Below are 25,838 nucleotides of genomic sequence, written 5' to 3'. Positions count from 1 at the left end.
AACTATCGCGGCCCATTCCCTGGCCTCGTCTGCGCGGGCGGCATAGGCAATGCGAATGCATCTGCTTACAGCCCGCATCCAGAGCGGTGCTACATGGGCATTTGGCTGCTTTCGCAACCAAGGTCACACAGACACGCGATACTGCAGGCTTCGCAAACTTTACCGAGAACAAGAACATGCAAGGCCATCCCGACGTCGTCGATTACCTCAAGGACCTCCTGCGTGGCGAATTGGCCGCACGCGACCAGTACTTTGCCCACTCGCGCATTTACGAAGACCAGGGCTTTACCAAGCTGTTCACCCGCCTGGACCATGAGATGCAGGAAGAAACCCAGCATGCCGACGCGCTGCTGCGCCGCATCCTGATGCTGGGTGGCCGCCCCGATATGCGCCCCAAGGAATTCACGCCCGGCGCCACCGTGCCCGAGATGCTGCAAAAGGACCTGGACACCGAATACGAAGTGCGCGCCGGCCTGCGCCAGGGCATGGAACTGTGCGAAAAGCACAGCGACTATGTGAGCCGCGACATCCTGCTGGCCCAACTGCGCGACACTGAAGAAGACCATGCCTACTGGCTGGAAAAGCAGCTCAGCTTGATCAACATGATGGGCCTGCCCAACTACCTGCAAAGCCAGACCTGAAGCCAAGCAGCGCCCATGCAAAAGGCCGCCAGATTTGATTCTGGCGGCCTTTTGTTTGGCGAGCATCCCGTCAGCCCCTCGGCCCAACGGAACTGCCGGTCAGGGAGCAGCCGTCGCTGCCGTCGGCATGCGCATCGAGCGCACCAGTGCGGCCAGCACCACGCCATAGGCGGGCACAAACAGCAGCAGGCTCACGGCCAGCTTAATGACATAGTCCACCAACGCGATCTCCACCCAGTTGGCGGCCATGAAGGGGTCGGCACTGCGCCAGAAGGCGATGGAGAAAAAGGCAGCGGTATCGAGCGCCTGGCCAAACACCGAGGCGGCAGCGGGCGCCATCCACCAGGCATGGCTCTTTTGGCGGATGCGGTCAAACACCTGGATGTCGAGCAACTGGCCCAGCACATAGGCGGCAAAGCTGGCCAGCGCAATGCGGAACACAAAGCTGTTGAAGGTCTGCAGGGCCTCCCAGCCGTTGAAGCGCCCTTCATGGAAGATGACGCCGACGATATAGGACACCAGCAGCGCAGGCAGCATGGCCCGGGTGATGACACGGCGCGCCTCGACCTTGCCGATCAGACGCACGGTCAGATCGGTCGCCAGGAAGATAAAGGGAAAGCTGAAGGCTCCCCAGGTGCTGTGAAAGCCCAACAGCGAGATGGGCAGCTGCACCAGGTAGTTGCTGGCAATGACGATGGCGATGTGGAAGGCCACCAGCAAGGAGAGATAGAAAGGCACGCGCGACACAGGGGTCTGCACGGCATGAGCGGAGTTCATGACATTCCTTTTTGGTCAATGGGGGCGAGGGAACCCATGGCTACGAAAAAATGGCCTGCGCACAAAAAGGCATGCAGGCACAAGGGGCCCATATTGTATACGCGCCGCGCAAAACCGGCCTGGCCGAGGGTGCAATGCCCCAAGCGCTAGTGCATGGCCGCGTCGGTCTCTGGCCACAGCCCTGCATAGGCCGATGATAAAAGCCTGTACAAATAAACAGTTAACAGAGATACTAGACACTGTTTATTTAAACAGTCATCTAATCTATGGAAGTCTCTACCCCGATCGCCATCAGCCTGCAGGATTGCCACGGCATTGATCCCGCCCTCAAGCACCGCGCAGAAGCGCGCTTTGCCAGAGAGATCGGCAAGTTTTTCCCCGATGAACAAGACATGCTGGAAGCGCTGAGCGCCTACACCGATGCCGCCGAAGGCGGTGAGATCTCCGCCCAGCAAGAGGTGCTGGCACGCGCCTGGCTCAAGGCCTTTGACAAGGCACGGCAGGCGGGCTTTCAGGGGATTGGCGTGGAGGAGGCTTACTTCGACGTGCGCCTGGGTTAGGGATCCTCTACAAAACTCCCTGCCGTGGTCTGAACGCGGGCTCGGGCGATCCGCTGCGTTGTCTTCCTTGTCAATAGCTCGCTATTGACTGCAAAAGACGCCTTGCGTCTCATCCCGATCCGCGTCCATCCCGCTTGGCGAGGGTTTTGCAGAGGATCCCCCGGCCCTCGCAGCCTGGGCAGCCTTGCATCAAAGGCTGCTCAAGGCTCCAGGTCAGTCAGTCCCACAAAGGCGGGCGTTTGGCGCTTGGGCGCCCTGCCCGCTGTGCATTGATCAGCGCGCGCAGCTCAGTGATTCGCGCCAGCTGGGCTCGCTCACCATGCGTTTTTGGGACTGCAAGGTGTCGCGGCAGAGGTTTTCCAGGGTGCTGCGGTTGCCCGGGTCGTTCCAGTCCCAGGGGCTGGTGCCGGCAAAGGCCAGCGCTTGCTGCGCACGCGGGCTCTGGCTGCGCACATCCTGCTCGATGCCCTGGTGCGCAGCCAGAAAATCGGCGCTGCTCTGGGCAATCTCTTCGGGCATCAAAAAGCCCGAGCTTTCGCAGCGCTGCACCTGGTACCAGTTGTCCAGCGCATACATCACGGCGCCTTCACAAGGCGTCGCCTGCACACTGGTCACCTCGGCAGAGGCGGCGCTGTCCGTGGCACCACTCTGCACCTGCGCCAGGCTGGCACTGGCCATCACTCCAGGCACCAGCAGCGCCACCACATATTTCCACATCTTCATCGGACTCAATTCTCCAGTCGGGCATTTCAAAACTTGGGCGCGCACACCTGGCATGGCCAGGCGCGCGGGCACACAGGCGCCAGCCTGCGGCCAGCGAACATTGTGCATACCTCAGTTTTTTTTGCACAGGGCGGCACGCATAACCTAGATACAAGGCATAAAAAAACCCGCCGAAGCGGGTTGGAAGGGCAGAGGCTGCAAACCCCTGCACTCGGGCCAAAAGGCTTAGATCTTCTCGGCAACCTCGGCGTATTCCGAGATTTCGTTGAAGTTCATGTAACGGTAGACGGAGGCCTTGTCGGCATCGATCACGCCCATTTCCTTCAGGTACTCTTCCTTGGTGGGCAGCTTGCCCATGCGCGATGCGATCGCGGCCAGCTCGGCAGAACCCAGGTAGACATTGGTGTTCTTGCCCAGACGGTTGGGGAAGTTGCGGGTCGAGGTCGAGATCACCGTGGCGCCTTCGCGCACCTGGGCCTGGTTGCCCATGCACAGCGAGCAGCCGGGCATTTCGGTACGGGCACCAGCGGTACCAAAGGCGGCGTAATGGCCTTCCTTGATCAGCTCGCTCTGGTCCATCTTGGTGGGAGGTGCCACCCACAGCTTGACGGGGATGTCGCGCTGGCCGCCCAGCAGCTTGGCTGCAGCGCGGAAGTGGCCGATGTTGGTCATGCACGAACCGATGAAGGCTTCATCGATCTTGGTGCCGGCCACGTCGGACAGGAACTTGGCGTCGTCCGGATCGTTCGGGCAGCAGACGATAGGCTCCTTGATGTCGGCCAGATCGATCTCGATGATGTGCGCGTACTCGGCGTCCTTGTCGGCTTCGAGCAGGTCGGGCTTGGCCAGCCAGGCTTCGACCTTCTCGATACGGCGCTGCAGGGTCTTGGCATCGGCATAACCGTCGGCGATCATGTTCTTCATCAGAACGATGTTCGAGGTCAGGTATTCCTTGATCGGCTCGGGGTTGAGCTTGATCGTGCAACCAGCGGCAGAGCGCTCGGCAGACGCGTCGGACAGCTCGAATGCTTGCTCGACCTTCAGGTCTGGCAGGCCTTCGATTTCCAGGATGCGGCCGGAGAACTCGTTGATCTTACCGGCCTTGGCCACGGTCAGCAGACCAGCCTTGATCGCGTACAGCGGAATCGCGTGCACCAGATCGCGCAGGGTCACGCCAGGCTGCATTTCGCCCTTGAAGCGAACCAGCACCGATTCAGGCATGTCCAGCGGCATCACGCCGGTAGCGGCACCGAAGGCCACCAGGCCCGAGCCTGCGGGGAAGGAGATACCGATCGGGAAACGGGTGTGCGAGTCACCACCGGTGCCGACGGTGTCAGGCAGCAGCAAGCGGTTGAGCCAGCTGTGGATCACGCCGTCACCAGGACGCAGGGCCACGCCGCCACGGTTGCTGATGAAGTTGGGCAGTTCGCGGTGGGTCTTCACGTCCACCGACTTGGGGTAGGCGGCCGTGTGGCAGAAGGACTGCATCACCATGTCGGCGGAGAAGCCCAGGCAAGCCAGGTCCTTCAGCTCGTCACGGGTCATCGGGCCGGTGGTGTCTTGCGAGCCCACGGTGGTCATGCGCGGTTCGCAGTAGGTACCGGGGCGCACGCCCTGGCCTTCTGGCAGACCGACAGCGCGGCCGACCATCTTTTGCGCCAGCGTGAAGCCGGCCTTGGATTCGGCAGGCGCCTGGGGCAGGCGGAACACGGTGGATGCGGGCAGGCCCAGGGCTTCACGCGCCTTGGCGGTCAGCGAGCGGCCGATGATCAGGTTGATACGGCCGCCGGCTTGCACTTCGTCCAGCAGCACATCGCTCTTGAGCGAGAACTCGGCGATGGTTTCGCCGTTCTTCAGGATCTTGCCGTCGTAGGGCAGCACGTCGAGGACGTCGCCCATCTCCAACTTGGAGACGTCCACTTCGATTGGCAGTGCGCCCGAGTCTTCTTGCGTGTTGAAGAAGATGGGAGCGATCTTGCCGCCCAAAGTGACACCACCAAAGCGCTTGTTGGGCACGAAAGGAATGTCCACGCCCGTGCCCCAGATGATGGAGTTGGTAGCGGACTTGCGCGAAGAACCGGTGCCGACCACGTCGCCCACGTAGGCGACCAGGTTGCCCTTTTTCTTCAGGTCGTCGATGAACTGCATCGGACCGCGCTTGCCGTCTTCTTCGGGCTTGAAGGCCGCGTCAGGACGCGTGTTCTTCAGCATGGCCAGGTAGTGCAGAGGGATGTCGGGACGGCTCCAGGCGTCTGGTGCAGGCGACAGGTCGTCGGTGTTGGTCTCACCGGGCACCTTGAACACGGTGACGGTGATCTTCTTCTCGACTTCAGGGCGCGAAGTGAACCACTCGGCGTCGGCCCAGCTTTGCATCACTTCCTTGGCCTTGGCATTGCCGGCCTTGGCCTTGTCAGCGACGTCATTGAAGAAGTCGAACATCAACAGCGTCTTCTTGAGCGCATCGGCAGCCACGGCGGCCACATCTGCGTCATCGAGCAGCTCGATCAGCGGATGAACGTTGTAACCACCTACCATGGTGCCCAGCAGCTCGGTGGCCTTGGCCTTCGAGATCAGCGCCACTTTCAGGTCGCCATGTGCCACGGCAGCCAGGAAGGAAGCCTTGACCTTGGCGGCATCGTCCACGCCGGGCGGCACGCGGTGGGTCAGCAGATCGAGCAGAAATGCGTCTTCACCGGCAGGCGGGTTCTTGATCAGTTCGATCAAGTCAGCGACCTGCTTGGCATCCAGCGGCAGTGGGGGGATGCCCAGAGCGGCACGCTCAGTCACATGGTCGCGGTAGGCTTTCAACATACGTTCTCCGGTTCTCTATTTCAATGGTGGGGCGCTCGCAAGGCGTCGGGCAGCCGCGCCGCTGTTCTAATCAGCGGCCGTTGCCTTCAAACAGTGCGGCAGGTGGGTTTTTCTTGATGGCTTCGGCAACCTGGTTTTGCTCAGGGCTCATGCATTCGTCGGCCAGGCGCTGACCGAGCTTGCGGTTGATCAGCATGGACTTGTTGGCCACCTGCAGCCACATGGCGCCAGCGTGCTGGTCTTCCAGGCGGACGGTGCCGGTGGAGGTGGCGACAGGTGCCATGTGGTACTTGAAGCCCTTGCCTTCAACGAAGAAGTAGCCGGGGTTGACCGAATCCTTGGCGATATTGATCGAGGCGCCCAGCTCGCAGTTGATACGGCCTTGGTAGACCTGCTCGGCAATGGCCAGCTCGGCGGGGGTCAGGGTCTGCTGGGCAGGAATGGATGCGGCCGCAGCGGCTGCACCGGCGCCGGCGGCAACCGCAGCACCCTTCTTGGCGGTGGACGCACGCTTGGCAGGGGCCTTTTTGGCCGGTGCCTTCTTGGCGGCGGGTTTGGCAGCGGTCGTCTTGGCCGCAGCTGGCTTGGCAGCCTTTTTCTCTTGCGCCTGCACACTGCCCATGGCCAGAGTCAGCGCAGGAACCAAGACCAACAAAGAAATCACGCGATTTTTCATAACAACTCCCGCGATACAACGCAAGAAACAGGAAAAGGGCTGGACCCGAATGGTTACAGCCACTCCCGCACTGTACCCGGCAACGGACAACCCGTCTGCGCGGCACGCTCCAAAATTTGCCAAAAGTAACGATAACTTGCACGGTCATGCAAGACCCCGTCGACGCTGATCGGCGCCCATTGCGCGTCGGCCGCTGCCCGCACGATACGGGCCGCTTCATCGACCTGGCTCTGCGTGGGCGCAAAGGCCTGCAGGATGGGACGGATCTGCGCGGGGTGGATGCTCCACATGCGGGTGTAGCCCAGCTCGCCATAGGCGCGGCGGGCGGCCTGCTCCATTGCATCGGGGTTCTTGAACTCGGTCACCACGCAGTGCGACGGCACCTTGCCGTAGGCGTGGCAGGCAGCTGCGATCTCCAGCTTGGCGCGCAGCACCAGCGGATGTGTGAACTGGCCTTGCACGCCCATTGCGCTGGAGGGGATGGCGCCGCCATGGGCGGAGACAAAATCCATCAGGCCAAAGCTGATGCTTTGCACGCGGGGGTGGGCGGCAATCTCGAAAGCGCGGTGCACGGCCTGGGGCGACTCGATCAGCGCATGCAGTGGCACCGGGGTGCTGGTGGCCGCTTGCAGCAAGCGGTCGACCTGGTCGATGTCATCGACCGACTCGACCTTGGGCACCATGATGTGGCAGAGCTGCTCGCCCGCCTCACCGGCGATGGTGGCGATGTCTTCGGCCAGCGCGGCGTGGTCGGCCGCATGCACGCGGGCGGCCACACGGGCACCAGGCGCAGCGCTCTTGGCCAGCGATGCGACCAGCTGGGCATGGGCTTTTTCCTGGCCGACAGCTGCGCCGTCTTCACAGTCCAGGGTCACATCGAACACGCAGCGGCCGAACTCTTCCATCATCTGCGCCTGCAAGGCCAGGCTCTTGCGCATGCGGTCTTCCACGCCACTGTAGTGGTCGCAGACCGGCAGTGCCAGGGCCCCAGACTGGGCGCCGAGCAGTACCTGTGCGGGATGGATGGCGGAGACACTCATGGCTACTAATCGTCAGATGGGGCGGCGGGCCACCAAAAACAAGCGGGGGAAGGCCAGCAGGCGCCGGCCATCGCTGCGCAGCGCGTAGGCGGCATCGATGCGGCGGGTGTACTCGGCCACAAAGCTGGTTTGCAGCTCGGCACTCAGAGGCTGGAGAAACGGTCGCAGACCGGTGCCACGAACCCATTGGACAATCGCCTCCGCACTGTCCATTGGGTGCTGGTACGCCGTACGCCAGGCATCCACCTGCGCATCACGGGCCAACACATCGTAGTAATCATTCAAGGCCAGCAAATCCGTGCGCAAGGCATGCGGATCGCCGATTTCTGCAGCCCAGGGCTGCAGCGCTGCCACTTCACGCATCAGGCGGTGGGTGGGCTCATCGCGGTTGTCCGGCATCTGCACGGCCAGTACGCCACCGGGCGCCAACATGCCCATCAAGCGGGGCAGCAGTTGCGCGTGGTCTGGCACCCATTGCAGGGCCGCATTGGCAAAAATCAGGTCGGGCAAACGCCCGTTGTGCAGTGGAGCCTGCCAGTGGGCGATGTCGCCCTGCTCAAAATGCACATGCGCAAGACGCTGGCGCGCAGCGGCCAGCATGTCTTGCGACTGGTCGATACCCAGCACCCGTGCATGCACGAAGCGCTGGGCCAGCAGCTCGGTGGAATTGCCCGGCCCGCAACCCAGATCCACCACATAGGGGGTATCGCTGGGCAGGGCCACGCGCGCCAGCAGTTCGGCGGCCGGGCGCGTGCGCTCGTCCTCGAACCGGCTGTAGAGCTGGGCATTCCATGCAAGCATGCGGATCGGCCTTGGATTACAGCAGGTGCTTGACGCCGTCTTGCTCGCCTTGCAGCTCAGCCAGGGTCTTGTCGATGCATTCTTGCGAGAACGCGTCGATTTCCAGACCTTCGACGATCTTGTATTCGCCGTTTTCGGTGGTCACTGGGAAGCCGAAGATGATGCCGGCTGGGATGCCGTATTCGCCGTTCGAAGGCACGCCCATGGTCACCCATTCGCCAGCCGAGCCCAGGGCCCAGTCACGCATGTGGTCGATGGCAGCGTTGGCAGCCGATGCAGCCGACGACAGGCCACGTGCAGCAATGATGGCGGCGCCACGCTTGCCCACGGTTGGCAGGAACACGTCCTTGTTCCAGGCCTGGTCGTTGATCGCGTCCTTGACCGACTTGCCGTCCACGGTGGCGAAGCGGTAGTCAGCGTACATCGTGGGCGAGTGGTTGCCCCAGACGGTCAGCTTGCGGATGTCGCCGACCTTGAAGCCAGCCTTGGCAGCCAGTTGCGAGGCAGCGCGGTTGTGGTCCAGACGCAGCATGGCGGTGAAGTTCTTCGCTGGCAGGTCGGGAGCCGACTTCATCGCGATGTAGGCATTGGTGTTGGCAGGGTTGCCAACCACCAGCACCTTGACGTTGCGCGAAGCGACAGCGTTCAGGGCCTTGCCTTGGGCGGTGAAGATCTGGGCGTTGGCAGCCAGCAGGTCAGCACGTTCCATGCCTGGGCCGCGAGGACGGGCACCCACGAGCAGCGCGTAGTCGGTGTCCTTGAAGGCTTGCAGCGGGTCGCTGTGGGCTTCGATACCGGCCACCAGAGGGAAAGCGCAGTCTTCCAGCTCCATGATCACGCCCTTGAGCGCGTTCTGTGCCTTCTCGTCAGGAATTTCCAGCAGTTGCAGGATGACAGGCTGGTCCTTGCCCAGCATTTCGCCCGAAGCGATGCGGAACAACAGGGCATAACCGATTTGACCAGCGGCACCGGTAACGGCGACACGTACGGGCTTCTTGCTCATGGGAAAACTCCAGAAAATAGAAATGAGGTGTCCAAGCAGGCCAGCATCGGAGAGGGTGTCAAACGACTGGAATCAGCGATCGGGATTCCCCGATGGCTGGTCTGTAAACAGCGCATAAGTGTACTCTTGAACAGATCACTCAGTCAATTTGTCTTATGTCTTATATAAGATATGATTGACCCCTGATGCGCTATACAATGCGCGCTGTAAATTTGAACCGTTGGATGTCACATCCACTGTGACACCCGAGAGATTGAATCTCTCCCAAGACAAGCGCATGACATCTTCCACCCCCAATGCAAACGACACCGGAATCACGTCCGCTGGCGACAGCGTGGGTGGTGCGACCCCGGCCTTCAGCCCCCTCTACCAACAAATCAAGGGCTTGATCCTGCAAAGCCTGGAGGCCGGCGCCTGGAAACCGGGCGAAATGATCCCCAGCGAGATGGAGCTGGCCGCCCGCTACCGCGTCAGCCAGGGCACCGTGCGCAAGGCCATCGACGAGCTGGCTGCCGAGAACCTGCTGCTGCGCCGCCAGGGCAAGGGCACCTTTGTGGCCACCCATGCCGAGCGCAATGTGCAGTACCGCTTCCTGCGTCTCCTGCCGGACAGTGGCGACCTCAATGAAGAAGGCCCAGCGCAGCGCAACATCATCTCCTGCCGCAGCATCAAGGGCCAGAGCGAGATCTGCAAGCTGCTGCAGGTACCCACCGGCGAATCGCTGATCCATGTGCGCCGGGTGCTGGTGTTTGCCGGCATCCCCACCATCGTCGAAGACATCTGGCTGCCCAGCAGCAGCTTCAAGGGCCTGTCGGCCGAGCAGATGCGCGACTACCCCGGTGCCACCTACGCGATGTTCGAGGTGGAATACGGCGTGCGCATGGTGCGCGCCCAGGAAAAACTGCGTGCCGTGCTGCCCGATGCGGCGCAGGCCCAATTGCTGGATATCGACGGACAGACCCCACTGCTGAGCGTGGAGCGCGTCGCTTACACCTATAACGATGTTCCCATGGAATTACGACGAGGTCTTTATCGGACGGACACCCACCATTACAGCAATACCCTGAGCTAATGCACCGGTCAAGTCTGAGTAGTCACCACGGGGTTAAAGAGAAACCCTTAGACCTGCGCGCTGCATTGCAATAAAATTTTGCAGGTTTGAGCCTAGCGATTACATAGCAGTTACATCCACGAAAGATTTCACACCATGACAGATACCACGAAGAAGCGGCCTGAGTTTCGCAATATCAACATGCTGACGGACCTGCCGGGCTACCGTTTCCCGGTGGCAGCCATCCTGTCGATCCTGCACCGCGCCAGTGGCCTGGTCATGTTCTTCCTGCTGCCCTTCGTGGTCTGGCTGCTCGACACCTCGATCTCCTCCGAATTCTCCTACGCCCGCTTCACCGCTGCCTTCAACACCGGCGCCGGCATCTTCGCGGGCTGGTTCATCAAGCTGGCCGTGCTGGCACTGATCTGGGCCTACCTGCACCACTTCTGCGCTGGCCTGCGCCACATCTGGATGGATGTCTCGCACAAGTCGGTCAACAAGGAATTTGGCAAGAGCTCGGCCATCGTCTGCTTTGCCATCAGCCTGGCGCTGACCGCCATCCTGGGTGCCAAGCTGTTCGGCTTGTACTGATCGCCCGCGACCGCATTTACTGATAAATAAGAAAGGATTCCCCATGTCCGTCAATTACGGCTCCAAACGCGTCGTGACCGGTGCGCACTACGGCTTGCGCGACTGGCTGGCCCAGCGCATCACCGGCTTGCTGATGGCCTTGTTCACCGTGGCCCTGCTGGCCCAGGTGCTGATGATCAAGGGCCCTATCGGCTACGAACAGTGGGCAGGCATCTTCTCCCACCAGTGGATGAAGTTCATCACCGTGGGCACCCTGGTGGCCTTGGCCTACCACGCCTGGGTGGGCATGCGTGAAATCCTCATGGACTACGTCCAGCCCGTCGGCCTGCGCCTGGTGCTGCAGATTTTCGTGTTGGTTTGGCTGGTGGGCTGCCTCGGCTGGGGCCTGCAGGTTCTGTGGCGTCTGTGATACCCGCGATTGAAAGAGAACAATGAGCTATACAAAAGAGAACATCACCAAGCGCAAGTTTGATGTCGTCATCATCGGCGCAGGCGGCTCCGGTCTGCGCGCTGCGCTGGAACTGTCCAAGGCTGGCCTGTCCGTGGCTGCCTTGTCCAAGGTTTTCCCCACCCGCTCGCACACCGTGGCAGCGCAAGGTGGCGTGTCCGCCTCGCTGGGCAACATGTCGCCCGACAACTGGGAATGGCACTTCTACGACACCATCAAGGGCTCGGACTGGCTCGGTGACCAGGATGCGATCGAGTTCATGTGCCGCGAAGCACCCAAGGTGGTGTACGAGCTGGAACACTTCGGCATGCCTTTCGACCGCAACCCCGACGGCACGATCTACCAGCGCCCCTTCGGCGGCCACACCGCCAACCACGGCGAAAAGCCCGTGCAACGCGCTTGCGCAGCCGCTGACCGTACCGGCCACGCGATGCTGCACACGCTGTACCAGCAAAACGTCAAGTCCAAGACCAACTTCTTCGTGGAGTGGATGGCCCTCGACCTGATCCGTGACGAATCCGGTGATGTGGTCGGCGTGACCGCCATCGAACTGGAAACCGGCGACCTGTACGAGCTGCACGCCAAGGCCGTGCTGCTGGCCACCGGCGGCGCTGGCCGTATCTTCCAGGCATCGACCAATGCCTTCATCAACACCGGCGACGGCCTGGGCATGGCTGCACGTGCAGGCATCCCGCTGCAGGACATGGAGTTCTGGCAGTTCCACCCCACCGGCGTGGCCGGCGCAGGCGTGCTGCTGACCGAAGGCTGCCGCGGTGAAGGCGCTATTCTGCGCAACAGCGATGGCGAGCGTTTCATGGAGCGCTATGCGCCTACCCTGAAGGATCTGGCACCACGCGACTTCGTGTCGCGCTCGATGGACCAGGAAATCAAGGAAGGCCGTGGCTGCGGTCCGAACAAGGACTACATCCTGCTGGACATGACCCACCTGGGTGCAGAAACCATCCGCAAGCGCCTGCCTTCGGTGGAAGAAATCGGCCACAACTTCGCCAACGTGGACATCACCAAGGAACCGATTCCTGTGGTGCCCACCATCCACTACCAGATGGGCGGTATCCCCACCAACATCAACGGCCAGGTCGTTGTCTGGGATGGTGAAGAGAACAAGGTCGTCAACGGTCTCTACGCAGTGGGCGAATGCTCCTGCGTGTCGGTGCACGGCGCCAACCGCCTGGGCACGAACTCGCTGCTGGACCTGCTGGTCTTCGGCAAGTCGGCCGGCAAGCACATCGTCAACTACGTCAACGGCTACGGCGAATTCAAGCCCATGCCGGACAACGCATCGGACTTCTCGCTTTCGCGCCTGAACAAGCTCGACGAGTCGACCAGCGGTGAGTACGCACAAGACGTGGCCAACGACATCCGTGCCTGCATGCAGCTGCACGCTGGTGTGTTCCGCACGCAAAAGAGCATGGACGAAGGCGTTCAGAAGATCGCCGACATCCGCGCCCGCGTTGGTGGCGTAACCTTGAAGGACAAGTCCAAGGTCTGGAACACCGCCCGCATGGAAGCGCTGGAAGTGGCCAACCTGATCGAAGTGGCACAGGCCACGATGGTCTCGGCCGCCGCCCGCAAGGAATGCCGTGGCGCCCACACCGTGGATGACTACGAGCACCCTGCTGACGATCCCAAGTACCCACTGGGTCGCAATGACATCGACTGGCTCAAGCACACCCTGTGGTACAGCGCTGCCAACAGCCTGGAGTACAAGCCAGTGCAACTCAAGCCGCTGACCGTGCCGTCGGTACCACCCAAGGTCCGTACCTTCTAAATCCACGCAGCCCACGAAAGAACATCCCAAAATGAAGCGTACTTTCAAAATCTATCGCTACGATCCCGATAAAGATGCCAAGCCGTACATGCAAACCGTGGAGGTGGAGCTCGACGGTCATGAGCGCATGCTGCTGGACGCCCTGGTCAAGCTGAAGGAACTCGATCCATCGATCTCCTTCCGCCGCTCATGCCGCGAAGGCGTCTGCGGTTCGGACGCGATGAACATCAACGGCAAGAACGGCCTGGCCTGCCTCACGAACATGAACACCCTCAAGGGTGACATCGTCTTGAAGCCCCTGCCCGGTCTGCCCGTCATCCGCGATCTGATCGTGGACATGACCCAGTTCTTCAAGCAGTACCACTCGATCAAGCCCTACCTGATGGCTGACAGCTTTGTCGCCAACGAGAAGGAGCGTCTGCAGTCGCCCGAAGAGCGCGAAGAGCTCAACGGCCTGTACGAGTGCATTCTGTGCGCCAGCTGCTCGACCAGCTGCCCCTCTTTCTGGTGGAACCCCGACAAGTTCGTGGGCCCCGCCGGTTTGCTGCAGGCCTACCGCTTCATCGCCGACAGCCGCGATGACCACACCGGTGAGCGCCTGGACAACCTGGAAGACCCCTACCGTCTGTTCCGTTGCCACACCATCATGAACTGCGTGGACGTGTGCCCCAAGCACCTCAACCCCACGAAGGCGATTGGCAAGATCAAGGAACTGATGGTTCGCCGTGCGGTGTAAGAACCAGATTGAGCAATGATGGAAAACGAACTGCTGGATGAACGTGCGCGCGATCTGCTGCGCTGGCGTAGTCGCCGAGGCCTGGTGGAGAACGACATCTTCGTCGAGCAGTTCTTCCGCACATACGGAGCAAGCCTGAATGTCCGCCAGGCGCAAGGGCTGACCACTTTGATGAACCTGTCGGACAACGACCTGCTGGACTTGATGCTCAGGCGCAAGGAACCAACAGGCGACCTCGACACGCCAGATGTTCATGAAGTGCTGGAGATGCTGCGCAGCCGAAAACCACGTGCATCTCTTGCGGACTAACTCGAGAAGGAACCAGTTTTATGAAACTAGCAGACAACAAAGCCACGCTATCGTTTAGCAACGGCGCAGCAAGCGTAGACCTTCCGGTTTACCAGGGCTCGATCGGCCCGGATGTCATCGACATCCGCAAGCTGTACGCGCAGACCGGCATGTTCACGTACGACCCCGGTTTCCTCTCGACGGCTGCTTGCCAGTCGGCCATCACCTATATCGATGGTGACAAGGGTGAGCTGCTGTACCGCGGCTACCCGATCGAGCAGCTGGCCAAGAACTGCAACTACCTCGAAACCTGCTACCTGCTGCTGTACGGCGAGCTGCCCAATGCAACGCAGAAGGCCGAGTTCGAAGACACGGTGACCAAGCACACCATGGTCAACGAGCAGATGCAGTTCTTCCTGCGTGGTTTCCGCCGCGATGCGCACCCGATGGCCGTTCTGACGGGCCTGGTGGGCGGCATGTCGGCCTTCTACCACGACAGCACCGACATCACCAACCCCGAGCACCGCAACATTGCTGCGATCCGCTTGATCGCCAAGCTGCCTACCCTGGTGGCGATGGCGTACAAGTACGGCACGGGCCAGCCCTACATGTACCCGAAGAACGACCTGTCCTACGCAGGCAACTTCCTGCGCATGATGTTCGGCAACCCTTGCGAAGAGTATGTGGTGAACCCGGTGGTGGAGCGCGCGCTCGACCGCATCTTCATCCTGCACGCAGACCACGAGCAAAACGCGTCGACCTCGACCGTGCGCCTGTGCGGCTCCTCGGGCACCAACCCGTTTGCAGCCATCTCCGCGGGTGTCGCTTGCCTGTGGGGCCCTGCCCACGGCGGCGCCAACGAAGCCTGTCTGAACATGCTCGAAAGCATCCAGGCCAACGGCGGCATCGCCAAGGTCGGTGAGTTCATGGAGCAGGTCAAGGACAAGTCCAGCGGCGTCAAGCTGATGGGCTTTGGCCACCGCGTCTACAAGAACTACGACCCACGCGCCAAGCTGATGCAGGAAACCTGCAACGAGATCCTGGCCGAACTGGGCCTGGAAAACGATCCGCTGTTCGCACTGGCCAAGCAAGTCGAAAAGATTGCGCTGGAAGACGACTACTTCGTGTCGCGCAAGCTGTACCCGAACGTGGACTTCTACTCCGGCATCGTGCAACGCGCCATCGGCATCCCAGTGAAGCTGTTCACCGGCATCTTCGCACTGGCCCGCACCGTTGGCTGGATCGCCCAGCTGAACGAGCAAATGGCTGATCCTGAGTACAAGATTGGCCGTCCACGCCAGCTGTACACCGGCTCGGTGGCCCGCGACGTGCAGCCTATCGCCAAGCGCTGATCGCAGCGGCCAGGCTCAGCCTGCGCCGGCACTGCTTCAAAAAAACCCGCTTCGGCGGGTTTTTTTATTGTGTTTGTCATATTAATCACTTGTTAAGCTTGCCTGCCGACCATGGCGGGATGACATTCTTTGCCCGGTTTATCACCCCCACAGGCAAGGCCGCAGACACGGCGGCATTTCCTCCCCATTCGGCCGACCTGCCCTTCAGCGCCGATCTGGTCACCAGCACCTCGCAGCCACCCGCACGACCCGTGTGGCTGTGGAGCCTGGTTGTCAGCCTCTGGCTGGCCAGTGTGGGCAATCTGGCTCTGTGGAAGGCGATATCGCAGGCCGAGGGGCTGAGCAGCGCCCAGCAATGGGTCCTGGGCCTGAGCCTGGGGACAGCGATTGCCTGCGCCTGCTGGGCACTGCTGAACCTGATCAGCTGGGGCCGTGCCGCCAAGCCGGTGATGATCGCACTGTGCTGGGTCGCCGCCTTTGCCGCCTGCTTCATGCTGAACTACGGCATCGCCATTGATGCGTCGATGCTGGTCAATGTGCTGCAGACCGATGTGAAGGAAGCGGCCGACCTGCTGCACTGGAGCCTGGTGGTCACCGTGGGCGCCATCGCGATTCCGCCGACCTGGTGGATCTGGCGCCAGACCCTGGCCCGGCGCTCTGGCTGGCGCCCGGTGCTCAAGCAGCTGGGCATGGTGTTGCTGGCCGTGCTGGCCATGGTGGTGGTCGTGATGGCGGGCTTTCGCCCCATCTCGTCGGCCATGCGCAACCACACCAGCCTGCGCTACATGATGAACCCGCTGTCCACCGTCTATGCCGCCGGTAATCTGGTGGCGCAGCAAATCCAGCACCGCGACACCACCTTGTACCCGATTGGCGAAGATGCCAAGCTGGGCGCCAGCTATGCTGGCCAGACCGCCTTCCCGATCTATGCGCTGGTGGTCGGTGAGACCGGCCGCGCCGGCAACTTTGGCACCAATGGCTATGAGCGCCCTACCACGCCTCTGCTGTCTGCCCGCCAGGACCTGGCCGTGGCTACCAATGCCTGGTCCTGCGGCACCAGTACCGCCGTGTCGGTACCTTGCATGTTCTCGCACCTGGGGCGCAGCAGCCAGAACAGCGACAAGTCCTATGAGAACCTGCTCGATGTGCTGCAGCGCGCTGGCCTGGCCGTCCTCTGGGTTGAGAACCAATCGGGCTGCAAGGGCGTCTGCGCCCGCGTGCACAACGCCAACACCGAGACCGACCTGCCCGCCGCCGCCCGCAAGGCGCTCTGCCAGGACGGCGAATGCGTGGACATGGCTTTGCTCGATGGCCTGGACGAGCGCATCAACGCGCTGCCCGCCGAGCAACGCGCCAAGGGCGTGGTGGTAGTACTGCACCAGATGGGAAGCCATGGCCCGGCCTATTTCAAGCGCTCGCTGAGCCAGGACAAGCGCTTCAGCCCCGAGTGCAACAACGTCAATCTGCAGGCCTGCGACCGCGCCTCGCTGATCAACGCCTATGACAACAGCGTAGTGGCCACCGACCGCATGCTGAGCGGCCTGATCGACTGGCTGGCCAGCAAAGGTCAGCGCCAGCCCACAGCGATGATGTATGTGGCCGACCATGGCGAGTCGCTGGGCGAGAACAATATCTACCTGCACGGCCTGCCCTATTCCGTCGCACCCGATGTGCAAAAGCATGTGCCCTGGATCACCTGGCTCTCCCCCGCCATGCAGCAACGCATGGGCATGAGTACCAGCTGCCTGCAGCAGGCCGTGGGCACGGCCCGCATCAGCCACGACAACCTGTTCCACTCGATGCTGGGCATGACCGATGTGCAGACCGCGCTGCACCAGGCCGATCTGGATATTTTTGCCAGCTGCAAGGGTCGCTCTGCGCCGCCTGCAACATTGGCGCACCTGGCGTCAGCCACTGCACCTGCAAGCCTTGCGACAGCGCAGCCAGCCAATGGCGCTGCGGCACGAAAGCGCGGCTAAAACAGGTTTCCCTGCCCTGGGTGTGGCGCCTGCGCGGCGCCCACTTGCCGCGGCAGCAGCAGCTGCTGGGCGCGCCAGGCCTCAAACCCGCGCCAATCCATCTCCTGCCGCTCACGCCCATAGCCCAGCTGCGCGCAGGCGCGCACAAAGCGCTGGCGGACCAGGTCGGCCCAGAGGCCCTGGCCCTTCATGCGGCTGAAGGACTGGCTGTCGTAGCTCTTGCCGCGCAGCCGGTCGGCCTCGCTGATCTGGTGCAGGTCGCGCACCCGCTGCATCACCCGGGCGGCGCGCTGCGGGTAATGGGCCTGCAGCCACTGCTGGAAGACGCCATTGAGCTCCCAGGGCAGGCGCAGCACGGTGTAGAAGGCGGTGGTGGCACCGGCCTCGCGCGCGGCTGCCAGCACCTCTTCCATGTCCTCGGTCAAAAACGGAATATGCGGCGCCACGCTCACCCCCACCGGGATGCCCGCCTCGGTCAGCTGGCGTATCGTGCGCAGCCGCCGGTGCGGTGCAGCCGCTCTGGGCTCCAGCAGCCGGGTGAGCTGCGGATCCAGGCTGGTGATGGTGATGTAGACGGCTGCCGCATTCTTGCGCGCCGCTGCGGCAATCAAGTCGATATCGCGCTCCACCGCGCTGCTCTTGGTGATCAGTGAGAACGGGTGTTCGGCCTCGCTGAGCACCTCGATCAGCTGCCGCGTCAGGCCCAGTTCCCGCTCAATCGGCTGGTAGCAATCGGTGGCGGAGCCGATATTGAGCGAGGCCGGCTGGTAGCGCGGGCGGCTGATCTCGGCCTTCAGCACCTGGGCAATATTGGTCTTGGCAAACAGCTGGGTTTCAAAATCCAGCCCGGGCGAGAGGTTCAGGTAGCTGTGGTACGGCCGGGCATAGCAGTAGATGCAGCCATGCTCGCAGCCCCGGTAGGGGTTGACCGAGTGATCAAAGAAGATATCGGGGGAGTCGTTTTTCTGGATCGCGCTGCGCGCCCGCTCCTCATGCACCTGGGTCGGCAGGTTCTCGGCGTCCTGCTGCCACCAGGCGCCTTCTTCCAGATACGGGTCCGCATCGTCTGCCACAGGCACCTCAGCCGCTGCTGGGGTCCAGCCATCGTCGGCCCATTCCCGCACATCGCTGGCAAAACGGTGGCGCGGCGCGCCTACCGCTCCACGCCCCTTGCGGGCCACGGGCAGCGGCACGCGCACTGGCACGGGCCCATCCACGCCGTCCGCGCAGCGCTGCAGGGCCTGCGGGTCTTCCAGCGGGGCGGTATTGACGATGTGGATGGAGGGATGGCGGGCAGTCATGATAACTGTTTTTATATACAGTATTTCTATGCATTGTGCGCCATCTCGATCTACCCTGCAAGCGCCACCAAACCCAGGGCTATTCGCACCATTTTGGTGCGAAATGGGGCATGGCCTACATTCGGGGATTACATACTCCGGAGGAAGTTTTCATGTCTCGCAAACCCCAACTCATCCTGTCATCCCTGGATGTGGACCGCCTGGAAGCGCTGCTGGAGGCCATGCCGGCGAGTGCCTTCCCCGGCAAGGCGGATCTGGAGGCCGAGATTGCGCGTGCCGATATCGTGGAGCCAACCGATATCCCGCCGGATGTGGTGACCATGAACTCCACGGTGAACTTTGACATTGCCGAATCGGGCAAGCAGTTCCAACTGACCCTCGTCTACCCCAAGGATCTGGACGACACCAGCAGCAAGATTTCGGTGTTTGCACCGGTAGGCAGTGCGCTGCTGGGCCTGTCGATTGGCAATGAACTGGCCTGGCCTTCAGTGGGCGGAAAAACCATGACCGTGCGCGTGACCGGCATCAGCTACCAGCCCGAGCGGGCCGGCGATCTGCACCGCTGAGCGGGCAAGGGCCGATCTACATCGACAGACGTGCGCTGACCAGGCTGACCAGCAGGCCGGCACCGACCAAGCCCAGCTCCCAGCGGGCCACCGAACGCAGGCTGGGCGTACGCGCCTCGACACCCAGGTAGAGCGCGCGCCCGGCCAGCAGCGACAGCGCAAAGGCCAGGCCCATGCCCAGCCAGTTCAGCCAGGGCTGGCTCGGCCAGACATGCGAGACCACCGCGTTGCACAGCACCACGATGGAAAAGTGCACCAAAAACACCGAGTAGCCCATCTGGCCCAGCGACTGCAGCCAGCGCACGGGGGCCTGGCGGCCCAGCCAATCGACCAGACGGCCATCCGATGGCACACGCATCAGCCACAGCAGGGCCACGGCGCCGCAGAGCGCCACCGCAATGCGCAGGCGGAAGTCCACTTCCAGTGACACAAAGCCCAGCGCCAGCAGCCAGGCCGTCCAGGTCCAGGGCTTGGCGCTTTGGCTACCCCAGTAGGCCAGCATGCCCATGCCATAGGCGCCGATAAAGTAGACAAACCACATGTCCAGCTCGCTGTGGCGGTTGAACACCAGCAGCGACAAGGCCGTTAGCGCCAGAACCACCCATTGGCCCAGCTGCAGGCCCAGCCACTGGCGGGCCCAGCGGCGGCTCAGTGCAAACAGCAGGGTAACGGCGGCAAACAGCTGGAAGTCAATCGCCACGTACCAGACACCGGCTGACAGCGCGTCTTCGCCACTGATGTCTTGCAGCATCAGCGCATTGGCGATCAACTGCTGCCAGGTGGGCTCGGCGGGCACGGATTCATGGGCAAACCAGGGCCGCACCAGCGCTGCGATGAGCACGGCCAGCAACAGGGCGACGGAATAAGGCGCGAGCAGGCGCAGCGCGCGCTGGCCAATCTTGGCCAGGGGGCTGCCAAAGCGGGCCACGCCTTGGGGTGCCAGGCTGGCTGCCGACAGAAAGCCGCCCATGACCAGGAAAATCTGCACGGCAATGCGCGCATATTCGGCCAGCCATTCAATGATGCCGGGGGTGACTTGCGCTGCGACATCCGACATCGGGCCATAGAAAGCCAGGTGGTGCCAGACGATGGCAGCACAGCAAGCTCCTTTGGTCATGTCCAGCCACAGATTTCGTTTGTTATGGGTTGTTGTGGTAGGCAAGATAGTCTCTGGCCAGCTACTCCACAATGGGCGAGCCATTGCAACGCAGGCCGGCAATGTTCTGACAAGGATGTGGCACCGCGCGCGCAGTGCCACTCCATGTGTAACGCCTTTGTATCCGCTGCCGTTGACGGGGCGGCCCCGCTGATAGGCCGAAATCTGCCGTCTTTACAAAGCGGTTATGCGAAGCGCCGGGCCATGGCGGCCTGGCGTTTCAGCTTTTCCAGAAAAAACCGATAATCAGCGCCATGAAACAAGCCCAAACGCCGCTGCCCGAGCTCACCCGCCAATTCGTCTCACATTTTGGCGAAATGGGTAGCCGCTGGGGCATCAACCGCACCGTGGGCCAGATCTATGCGCTGATCTTTCTGTCGCCCCAGCCCATCAATGCCGACGAGATTGCCGAGGGCCTGTCGTTCTCGCGCTCCAATGTCAGCATGGGCTTGAAGGAGTTGCAATCCTGGCGCCTGGTGCATATGCGCCACCAGCCGGGTGACCGGCGCGAGTACTTCGAAGCGCCGGCTGATGTCTGGGAGATCTTTCGCACCCTGGCCGAAGAGCGCCGCCGCCGTGAGATCGAACCCACCCAGTCGATGCTGCGCTCCGCCCTGCTGCAGGAAACCCATTCCGCTGACGAGCAATACGCCCAGCAACGCATGCAGGAGATGTACGACCTGATCGACAAACTGATGACCTGGTTTGACGATGTGCAGCGCCTCAACCCCGACACCGCCCTGCAGCTGATGGGCATGGGCAGCGCCGTCACCCGGGTGCTGACCATCAAGGACCGCCTGACCGGCAAATCGCCCGCCCGCAAGGAAGGCAACGACTGAGATGCTGGCGCTGCAAGCCCCGGTCGCCATCGCCGAGCGGCTCTGGCCCGGCACAGCCTGGCCCGCGCTGATGCCCGGCCATGGCCTGCCCACGACCGAGATCGCCGGCGATTTTGTATTGCTAGACCACCTGGGCGCCGCCGAAGAAACCTGGGGGCGCGATGCCCCCTTGGCGAACCTGGGCCAGGACTGGTGGGTGTTTGCCTGCTCGGGCACTGGCGATGCCTGGCTGCTGAGCCGGGACCAGCAGCAGACCGTTGCCTTTCTGGACCACGCTGCCGGGCCCGACGCCCTGCCCCAGCCGCTGGGCATCGATGCCGGGCAATGGCTGCAGCTGGCCGATCTGATGGCCCAGCTGGAAGCGGCGCAAGACCAGGGGCTGGAACTGGCGCCACAAGCCTTGGCGCTGATGGAGCAACTGGCGCCGGGCTTATCCGCCCACTACCCCTATTCCCTGTTTTAACGCGTGGGCGCCGCAGCCGTCTTGGGCGCCAGCACAATGCGCAGGCCTTGCTCCTGCACTTCCATGCGCTCCACGGTGTAGCCCAGGCCTTGCAACAGCATGCGCTGGCTGGCCGGAAGCTCATAGACCAGCAGGCCTTGCAGCACCTGCTCGGCCAGGCGGGGCGCATAGGTCTGGAACATGCCCTGGTAGGCAGCGGGCACACCTTGCATCTGCAGCTGCTGCACATGCACGTTGTGCAGGCGGATGCTGGCATCGGCATCCTGGAAGGCCAGGCCAAAGTCCAGGGTCATCTGGCCGGGGTATTCGTTGCCCATCAGCTTTTCGGTCACCCAGATATCGAAGGCGGCACGCAGGCTGTTGCTGGCTGCCAGCAATTGCACACTGGGCTTTTGCAGCTGGATGACGACCATACCCTGCCAGGAGCGGGCCAGCGGAAACTTGGCAGCGACCGCCTGCTGCAGCTGTGCCTGGCTGATGCTGATGCTGCGCGCGCCAGCGGGTAGTGGGCTATCAGCAGCCTGTGCCGCCGTGGCCGCAAAGCCTGCGCCAGCCACCAAGCCAGCGGCCGCCCACAGCAGGCAGCGGCGGCGCTGCAGCGGCTGGGCGGGCCCTTGGGCAAAAAACAGATTCTCCATCGCATCACACCATAGCCGTCAAGCGCCGTTGGACAGCGCCGCAGGGCCAAAGTTCAGCCCCGGCGGCCGGTGTTGGTATCTGCGCGTTACGCCGCCTGTGCAGGGGCCGTTGCGCGGCTCGGGCTGCTGGCCAGCAGCGCATCGCGGGCCTCAAAGTATTCGCGCTTGAGCCGGGCCACCAGCTCGGCAGCGGGCACCACTTGCTTGACGGCGCCAATGCCCTGGCCACTGCCCCAGATGTCTTTCCAGGCCTTGCGGTCCTTGCCAAAGCTCATCGAGCTGGGGTCGGAGACCGGCAGATTGTCCGGATCCATGCCAGCGGCGCGGATCGAGGGGCTCAGGTAGTTGCCGTGCACGCCGGTAAACAGGTTGCTGTAGATGATGTCGTCCGAGTTGGAGTTGACGATCATCTGCTTGTACTCTTCCACCGCACGCGCTTCGTCGGTGGCGATAAAGGCCGAGCCGATGTAGGCAAAGTCGGCGCCCATGGCCTGGGCGGCCAGCACGGCACGGCCATGCGCAATGCTGCCAGACAAGGCCAGCGGGCCGTCAAACCATTCGCGGATTTCCTGCACCAGCGCAAACGGGCTCTTGATGCCCGCATGGCCACCGGCACCAGCGGCCACGGCGATCAGGCCATCGGCGCCCTTGTCGATGGCCTTGTGTGCAAAGCTGTTGTTGATGATGTCGTGCATCACCACACCACCCCAGGAATGGGCGGCCTGGAACACGTCCTCACGCGCACCCAGCGAGGTGATCAAAATGGGCACCTTGTACTTTTCGCACAGCGCCATGTCATGCTCCAGTCGCTCATTGGTCCGGTGCACGATCTGGTTGATCGCAAACGGCGCGGCAGGCTGGTCAGGGTGGGCGCGGTTGTGTGCGGCCAGGGTCTCGGTGATTTCGGCCAGCCAGTCATCGAGCTGCTCGGCCGGGCGGGCATTGAGCGCGGGCATGGAGCCGACGATGCCGGCCTTGCACTGCGCAATCAGCAGCTGTGGGTTGCTGACGATGAACAGCGGCGAGCCGATGACCGGAAAAGGCACGTTCTGCAACGCACCGGGAAGCTTGGACATACAAGGTCTCCTTCAAATGGCAAAAGCCTTCTGCGCTGTGGGGGCGGCGCAGACCCCAGGCGCCTTGGCCAAGGCGCGAGAGGGGCTTCAGATGTGTGGCATGGCGCTCAGAAACTGTCCTGCGGCAGCGCCATCACCGGGGCCGCACCGTGCAGAACTTCTTCGCGCAATGCCGAGGTTTTTACCAAAATATGCGTGGCATAGAAATGCGCGGTTGTCACCTTGGCTTCGAGGAAAGCCTTGTCAGCCGCGCCCTGGCTGAGCTGCTGCTCGGCCGCCAGCAAGGCCCGGCCCATCTGCCAGCCTGCCACCAGATTGCCCGCCAGCATCAGATACGGCACGCTGGCCGCGAACACATCATTGGGCGCCGTCTTGCTGCCAGCCACCACGTAATCGACCACCGCCAGAAAGTCCTGCCGCGCCTGCGCCAGCGCGCGTGCAAAAGCCTGGGCTGCGCCTGAGCTGCTGGCCTTCAAGGCCTGCTCCGTCTGCTCGATCTGGCTGGCGATGCCACGCGCGGCCTGGCCGCCATCGCGCGCGGTCTTGCGGCCCACCAGGTCATTGGCCTGGATAGCGGTCGTGCCTTCGTAGATGGTCAGGATCTTGGCGTCGCGGTAATGCTGGGCGGCACCCGTCTCCTCGATAAAGCCCATGCCGCCGTGCACCTGCACGCCCAGGCTGGTGACCTCCTGGCTCATCTCGGTGCTGTAGCCCTTGATGAGCGGCACCATGAATTCGTAGAAGGCCTGGTTGTCTTGGCGCACCTGCGCGTCAGGATGGGCATGGGCGGCATCGAATGCCGCAGCGGCCGTCAAGGCCATCGCGCGGCAGCCTTCGGTGTAGGCACGCATGGTCATCAGCATGCGGCGCACATCGGGGTGGTGGATGATGGTGGCGCTGCCGGCCACGCTGCCATCGACCGGGCGGCTTTGCACGCGCTCCTTGGCAAAGGCGGCGGCCTGCTGGTAGGCGCGCTCGGCAATGGCCACGCCCTGCAGGCCCACGGCATAGCGGGCCGCGTTCATCATGATGAACATGTACTCCAGGCCCCGGTTTTCCTCGCCCACCAAAAAGCCGGTGGCACCGCCCTGGTCGCCATATTGCAGCACGCAGGTGGGCGATGCCTTGATGCCCAGCTTGTGCTCGATGCTGACGCAGTGCACATCGTTGCGCGCACCCAGCGTGCCATCGGCATTGACGAGGAACTTGGGCACCACAAACAGGCTGATGCCCTTGACGCCATCGGGCGCACCAGCCACCCGGGCCAGCACCAGGTGCACGATGTTCTCGGCCATGTCGTGCTCACCGTAGGTGATGAAGATCTTGGTGCCAAACACCTTGTAGCTGCCATCGCCCTGCCGTTCCGCGCGCGTGCGCACCAGCGCCAGGTCCGAGCCGGCCTGGGGCTCGGTCAGGTTCATCGTGCCGGTCCACTGGCCGGAGACCAGCTTGTCCAGGTAGGTCGTTTTCAGCGCATCGCTACCAGCCGTCAGCAAGGCCTCGATGGCGCCATCGGTCAGCAAGGGGCAGAGCGCAAAGCTCATGTTCGCGCTGTTGAGCATCTCCACACAGGCTGCACCAATCGTCTTGGGCAAGCCCTGGCCGCCAGCATCCACCGGGTGCTGCAGGCCCTGCCAGCCGCCTTGCACATACTGCGCAAAGGCCTCCTTGAATCCTGCCGTGGTGCTGACCTGGCCATCCTTCCAGGTCGAGGGCTGCAGGTCGCCCACCACATTCAGCGGCGCCACCACCTCTTCGTTGAAGCGTGCACATTCCTCCAGCACGGCTTGTGCCGTCTCCAGCCCCGCCTCTTCAAAACCGGGGATCTGTGCCACCTGGTCGATGCGGGCCAGGTGCTCCATCGCAAACAGCATGTCCTTGACTGGTGCCTTGTAGCTCATCGTTGTCTCCTCGTCTTATCGTTGCTTGTGGTTTTGGGGGTGTGCCGCGCATACAAAAAAGGCATCCCCTAAGGGATGCCTTCAGATGCGGCTGTCTACCACCACGCTGCCCATCACATCCAAGCTCAGCAGGATGCTGTTGCAGTGTGGGCTGGTGGCAGGCACGTTTTTTACAGCTGGCTGGCCATCTCAGGCACAGCTTCAAACAGATCCGCCACCAGGCCGTAGTCGGCCACGCTGAAGATCGGCGCTTCTTCGTCCTTGTTGATCGCCACAATCACCTTGGAGTCCTTCATGCCGGCCAAGTGCTGGATGGCGCCGGAGATGCCCGCTGCCACATACAGCTGAGGCGCGACGATCTTGCCGGTCTGGCCCACTTGCAGGTCGTTGGGTGCGTAGCCCGCGTCCACTGCTGCGCGGCTGGCGCCAATGGCCGCGCCCAGCTTGTCGGCCAGCGGGGTCATCACTTCGTTGAACTTCTCGGCGCTGCCCAGCGCGCGACCACCGGAGACGATGATCTTGGCGGCCGTCAGCTCGGGGCGGTCGTTCTTGGTCACTTCGCGGCCCACAAAGCTGCTCTTGCCGCTGTCGGCAACGGCTGCTGCGTTCTCAACCGCGGCCGAGCCACCGGT

Annotated in this window: 26 protein-coding genes; 13 read left to right on the top strand and 13 right to left on the bottom strand. The window is 62.6% G+C overall.

What is annotated here, in order from left to right:
- The first annotated feature begins 176 nt into the window (after positions 1 to 176).
- Entirely contained in the window at positions 177 to 641 is a 465-nt protein-coding gene (gene bfr, locus EDF71_RS21545; protein WP_133858588.1) for a bacterioferritin, read from the top strand.
- Between the two features lie 99 nt (positions 642 to 740).
- On the opposite strand, the gene EDF71_RS21540 is transcribed toward bfr, so the two are convergent.
- Complete coding sequence (locus tag EDF71_RS21540) at positions 741 to 1,418, bottom strand: 7-cyano-7-deazaguanine/7-aminomethyl-7-deazaguanine transporter (RefSeq protein WP_133858587.1); 678 nt, start codon at positions 1,416 to 1,418, stop codon at positions 741 to 743.
- 266 nt (positions 1,419 to 1,684) lie between these two features.
- Here EDF71_RS21540 and EDF71_RS21535 point away from each other — a divergent pair, with 266 nt between their 5' ends.
- The gene (locus EDF71_RS21535; protein WP_208301112.1) at positions 1,685 to 1,978 is read left to right on the top strand and encodes a hypothetical protein; all 294 of its coding nucleotides are present in this window, start codon (positions 1,685 to 1,687) and stop codon (positions 1,976 to 1,978) included.
- Positions 1,979 to 2,251: 273 nt separating this feature from the next.
- Here the strand turns inward: EDF71_RS21535 and EDF71_RS21530 are convergent, their stop codons facing one another.
- From EDF71_RS21530 to EDF71_RS21505, 6 genes are all read right to left on the bottom strand, one after another.
- Complete coding sequence (locus EDF71_RS21530) at positions 2,252 to 2,701, bottom strand: hypothetical protein (RefSeq protein WP_133858586.1); 450 nt, start codon at positions 2,699 to 2,701, stop codon at positions 2,252 to 2,254.
- A gap of 225 nt (positions 2,702 to 2,926) precedes the next feature.
- A complete protein-coding gene (acnB, locus tag EDF71_RS21525; RefSeq protein ID WP_133858585.1) occupies positions 2,927 to 5,512 on the bottom strand; it encodes a bifunctional aconitate hydratase 2/2-methylisocitrate dehydratase in 2,586 nt (861 codons plus the stop codon).
- A 70-nt stretch (positions 5,513 to 5,582) separates the two neighbouring features.
- A complete protein-coding gene (locus EDF71_RS21520) occupies positions 5,583 to 6,188 on the bottom strand; it encodes a hypothetical protein (RefSeq protein ID WP_133858584.1) in 606 nt (201 codons plus the stop codon).
- Positions 6,189 to 6,241: 53 nt separating this feature from the next.
- On the bottom strand, positions 6,242 to 7,228 hold the full coding sequence (locus tag EDF71_RS21515; RefSeq protein WP_133858583.1) for an aldolase/citrate lyase family protein: 987 nt from the start codon (positions 7,226 to 7,228) through the stop codon (positions 6,242 to 6,244).
- A gap of 12 nt (positions 7,229 to 7,240) precedes the next feature.
- Positions 7,241 to 8,029: a trans-aconitate 2-methyltransferase gene (tam, locus tag EDF71_RS21510; protein WP_133858582.1), complete on the bottom strand. Its 789-nt coding sequence runs from the start codon at positions 8,027 to 8,029 to the stop codon at positions 7,241 to 7,243.
- 16 nt (positions 8,030 to 8,045) lie between these two features.
- The gene (locus EDF71_RS21505; RefSeq protein ID WP_021026922.1) at positions 8,046 to 9,032 is read right to left on the bottom strand and encodes a malate dehydrogenase; all 987 of its coding nucleotides are present in this window, start codon (positions 9,030 to 9,032) and stop codon (positions 8,046 to 8,048) included.
- 277 nt (positions 9,033 to 9,309) lie between these two features.
- Between EDF71_RS21505 and EDF71_RS21500 the strand changes: the two genes are divergently transcribed.
- The 8 genes from EDF71_RS21500 to EDF71_RS21465 all read left to right on the top strand — a co-directional run bounded on the left by EDF71_RS21500 (position 9,310) and on the right by EDF71_RS21465 (position 17,266).
- The gene (locus EDF71_RS21500; protein WP_133858581.1) at positions 9,310 to 10,104 is read left to right on the top strand and encodes a GntR family transcriptional regulator; all 795 of its coding nucleotides are present in this window, start codon (positions 9,310 to 9,312) and stop codon (positions 10,102 to 10,104) included.
- 135 nt (positions 10,105 to 10,239) lie between these two features.
- Positions 10,240 to 10,674: a succinate dehydrogenase, cytochrome b556 subunit gene (sdhC, locus tag EDF71_RS21495; RefSeq protein ID WP_021026924.1), complete on the top strand. Its 435-nt coding sequence runs from the start codon at positions 10,240 to 10,242 to the stop codon at positions 10,672 to 10,674.
- 43 nt (positions 10,675 to 10,717) lie between these two features.
- Positions 10,718 to 11,083 (top strand): succinate dehydrogenase, hydrophobic membrane anchor protein, encoded by a 366-nt coding sequence (gene sdhD, locus EDF71_RS21490; protein ID WP_133858580.1) that lies wholly within the window; start codon positions 10,718 to 10,720, stop codon positions 11,081 to 11,083.
- Between the two features lie 22 nt (positions 11,084 to 11,105).
- Entirely contained in the window at positions 11,106 to 12,911 is a 1,806-nt protein-coding gene (sdhA, locus tag EDF71_RS21485; RefSeq protein WP_133858579.1) for a succinate dehydrogenase flavoprotein subunit, read from the top strand.
- A 31-nt stretch (positions 12,912 to 12,942) separates the two neighbouring features.
- Entirely contained in the window at positions 12,943 to 13,647 is a 705-nt protein-coding gene (locus tag EDF71_RS21480; protein ID WP_021026927.1) for a succinate dehydrogenase iron-sulfur subunit, read from the top strand.
- Positions 13,648 to 13,662: 15 nt separating this feature from the next.
- A complete protein-coding gene (locus EDF71_RS21475) occupies positions 13,663 to 13,956 on the top strand; it encodes a succinate dehydrogenase assembly factor 2 (protein ID WP_021026928.1) in 294 nt (97 codons plus the stop codon).
- 20 nt (positions 13,957 to 13,976) lie between these two features.
- Positions 13,977 to 15,287, top strand: coding sequence for a citrate synthase (locus EDF71_RS21470; RefSeq protein WP_133858578.1), 1,311 nt, complete (start codon positions 13,977 to 13,979; stop codon positions 15,285 to 15,287).
- Positions 15,288 to 15,406: 119 nt separating this feature from the next.
- Positions 15,407 to 17,266 (top strand): phosphoethanolamine--lipid A transferase, encoded by a 1,860-nt coding sequence (locus tag EDF71_RS21465; protein WP_133858577.1) that lies wholly within the window; start codon positions 15,407 to 15,409, stop codon positions 17,264 to 17,266.
- Here the strand turns inward: EDF71_RS21465 and EDF71_RS21460 are convergent.
- Complete coding sequence (locus EDF71_RS21460; protein ID WP_243854395.1) at positions 17,263 to 18,471, bottom strand: PA0069 family radical SAM protein; 1,209 nt, start codon at positions 18,469 to 18,471, stop codon at positions 17,263 to 17,265. The genes EDF71_RS21465 and EDF71_RS21460 overlap by 4 nt on opposite strands.
- A gap of 248 nt (positions 18,472 to 18,719) precedes the next feature.
- Between EDF71_RS21460 and rnk the strand changes: the two genes are divergently transcribed.
- Entirely contained in the window at positions 18,720 to 19,133 is a 414-nt protein-coding gene (rnk, locus tag EDF71_RS21455) for a nucleoside diphosphate kinase regulator (protein WP_133858575.1), read from the top strand.
- 16 nt (positions 19,134 to 19,149) lie between these two features.
- On the opposite strand, the gene EDF71_RS21450 is transcribed toward rnk, so the two are convergent.
- Positions 19,150 to 20,334: an acyltransferase family protein gene (locus EDF71_RS21450; RefSeq protein WP_347876684.1), complete on the bottom strand. Its 1,185-nt coding sequence runs from the start codon at positions 20,332 to 20,334 to the stop codon at positions 19,150 to 19,152.
- A 209-nt stretch (positions 20,335 to 20,543) separates the two neighbouring features.
- Between EDF71_RS21450 and EDF71_RS21445 the strand changes: the two genes are divergently transcribed.
- Positions 20,544 to 21,128 carry a GbsR/MarR family transcriptional regulator gene (locus EDF71_RS21445; RefSeq protein ID WP_208301110.1) on the top strand — a complete coding sequence of 195 codons (585 nt, stop codon included), beginning with the start codon at positions 20,544 to 20,546 and terminating at the stop codon, positions 21,126 to 21,128.
- A 1-nt stretch (position 21,129) separates the two neighbouring features.
- Positions 21,130 to 21,591 (top strand): hypothetical protein, encoded by a 462-nt coding sequence (locus EDF71_RS21440; protein ID WP_133858573.1) that lies wholly within the window; start codon positions 21,130 to 21,132, stop codon positions 21,589 to 21,591.
- On the opposite strand, the gene EDF71_RS21435 is transcribed toward EDF71_RS21440, so the two are convergent.
- The 4 genes from EDF71_RS21435 to EDF71_RS21420 all read right to left on the bottom strand — a co-directional run.
- A complete protein-coding gene (locus EDF71_RS21435; RefSeq protein WP_133858572.1) occupies positions 21,588 to 22,229 on the bottom strand; it encodes a DUF1439 domain-containing protein in 642 nt (213 codons plus the stop codon). The genes EDF71_RS21440 and EDF71_RS21435 overlap by 4 nt on opposite strands.
- A gap of 86 nt (positions 22,230 to 22,315) precedes the next feature.
- Positions 22,316 to 23,305, bottom strand: a complete 990-nt coding sequence (locus EDF71_RS21430; protein ID WP_133858571.1) for a nitronate monooxygenase family protein — start codon at positions 23,303 to 23,305, stop codon at positions 22,316 to 22,318.
- A 107-nt stretch (positions 23,306 to 23,412) separates the two neighbouring features.
- Positions 23,413 to 25,206 carry an acyl-CoA dehydrogenase gene (locus EDF71_RS21425; protein ID WP_133858570.1) on the bottom strand — a complete coding sequence of 598 codons (1,794 nt, stop codon included), beginning with the start codon at positions 25,204 to 25,206 and terminating at the stop codon, positions 23,413 to 23,415.
- A 170-nt stretch (positions 25,207 to 25,376) separates the two neighbouring features.
- A partial coding sequence (locus EDF71_RS21420) for an FAD-binding protein (protein WP_208301109.1) occupies positions 25,377 to 25,838 on the bottom strand: 462 nt, incomplete at its 5' end.

It is taken from the genome of Comamonas sp. JUb58 (assembly GCF_004364775.1).
Classification (GTDB): Bacteria; Pseudomonadota; Gammaproteobacteria; order Burkholderiales; family Burkholderiaceae_C; genus Comamonas.
This window is presented reverse-complemented; position numbering and strand designations above follow the sequence as displayed.

Excerpts from the sequence above, each read along its gene's own strand:
- bfr (WP_133858588.1), top strand. The coding sequence starts at position 177 with ATGCAAGGCCATCCCGACGTCGTCGATTACCTCAAGGACCTCCTGCGT.
- EDF71_RS21540 (WP_133858587.1), bottom strand. The coding sequence starts at position 1,418 with ATGAACTCCGCTCATGCCGTGCAGACCCCTGTGTCGCGCGTGCCTTTC.
- EDF71_RS21535 (WP_208301112.1), top strand. The coding sequence starts at position 1,685 with ATGGAAGTCTCTACCCCGATCGCCATCAGCCTGCAGGATTGCCACGGC.
- EDF71_RS21530 (WP_133858586.1), bottom strand. The coding sequence starts at position 2,701 with ATGAAGATGTGGAAATATGTGGTGGCGCTGCTGGTGCCTGGAGTGATG.
- acnB (WP_133858585.1), bottom strand. The coding sequence starts at position 5,512 with ATGTTGAAAGCCTACCGCGACCATGTGACTGAGCGTGCCGCTCTGGGC.
- EDF71_RS21520 (WP_133858584.1), bottom strand. The coding sequence starts at position 6,188 with ATGAAAAATCGCGTGATTTCTTTGTTGGTCTTGGTTCCTGCGCTGACT.
- EDF71_RS21515 (WP_133858583.1), bottom strand. The coding sequence starts at position 7,228 with ATGAGTGTCTCCGCCATCCATCCCGCACAGGTACTGCTCGGCGCCCAG.
- tam (WP_133858582.1), bottom strand. The coding sequence starts at position 8,029 with ATGCTTGCATGGAATGCCCAGCTCTACAGCCGGTTCGAGGACGAGCGC.
- EDF71_RS21505 (WP_021026922.1), bottom strand. The coding sequence starts at position 9,032 with ATGAGCAAGAAGCCCGTACGTGTCGCCGTTACCGGTGCCGCTGGTCAA.
- EDF71_RS21500 (WP_133858581.1), top strand. The coding sequence starts at position 9,310 with ATGACATCTTCCACCCCCAATGCAAACGACACCGGAATCACGTCCGCT.
- sdhC (WP_021026924.1), top strand. The coding sequence starts at position 10,240 with ATGACAGATACCACGAAGAAGCGGCCTGAGTTTCGCAATATCAACATG.
- sdhD (WP_133858580.1), top strand. The coding sequence starts at position 10,718 with ATGTCCGTCAATTACGGCTCCAAACGCGTCGTGACCGGTGCGCACTAC.
- sdhA (WP_133858579.1), top strand. The coding sequence starts at position 11,106 with ATGAGCTATACAAAAGAGAACATCACCAAGCGCAAGTTTGATGTCGTC.
- EDF71_RS21480 (WP_021026927.1), top strand. The coding sequence starts at position 12,943 with ATGAAGCGTACTTTCAAAATCTATCGCTACGATCCCGATAAAGATGCC.
- EDF71_RS21475 (WP_021026928.1), top strand. The coding sequence starts at position 13,663 with ATGATGGAAAACGAACTGCTGGATGAACGTGCGCGCGATCTGCTGCGC.
- EDF71_RS21470 (WP_133858578.1), top strand. The coding sequence starts at position 13,977 with ATGAAACTAGCAGACAACAAAGCCACGCTATCGTTTAGCAACGGCGCA.
- EDF71_RS21465 (WP_133858577.1), top strand. The coding sequence starts at position 15,407 with ATGACATTCTTTGCCCGGTTTATCACCCCCACAGGCAAGGCCGCAGAC.
- rnk (WP_133858575.1), top strand. The coding sequence starts at position 18,720 with ATGTCTCGCAAACCCCAACTCATCCTGTCATCCCTGGATGTGGACCGC.
- EDF71_RS21450 (WP_347876684.1), bottom strand. The coding sequence starts at position 20,334 with ATGGCTCGCCCATTGTGGAGTAGCTGGCCAGAGACTATCTTGCCTACC.
- EDF71_RS21445 (WP_208301110.1), top strand. The coding sequence starts at position 20,544 with ATGAAACAAGCCCAAACGCCGCTGCCCGAGCTCACCCGCCAATTCGTC.
- EDF71_RS21440 (WP_133858573.1), top strand. The coding sequence starts at position 21,130 with ATGCTGGCGCTGCAAGCCCCGGTCGCCATCGCCGAGCGGCTCTGGCCC.
- EDF71_RS21435 (WP_133858572.1), bottom strand. The coding sequence starts at position 22,229 with ATGGAGAATCTGTTTTTTGCCCAAGGGCCCGCCCAGCCGCTGCAGCGC.
- EDF71_RS21430 (WP_133858571.1), bottom strand. The coding sequence starts at position 23,305 with ATGTCCAAGCTTCCCGGTGCGTTGCAGAACGTGCCTTTTCCGGTCATC.
- EDF71_RS21425 (WP_133858570.1), bottom strand. The coding sequence starts at position 25,206 with ATGAGCTACAAGGCACCAGTCAAGGACATGCTGTTTGCGATGGAGCAC.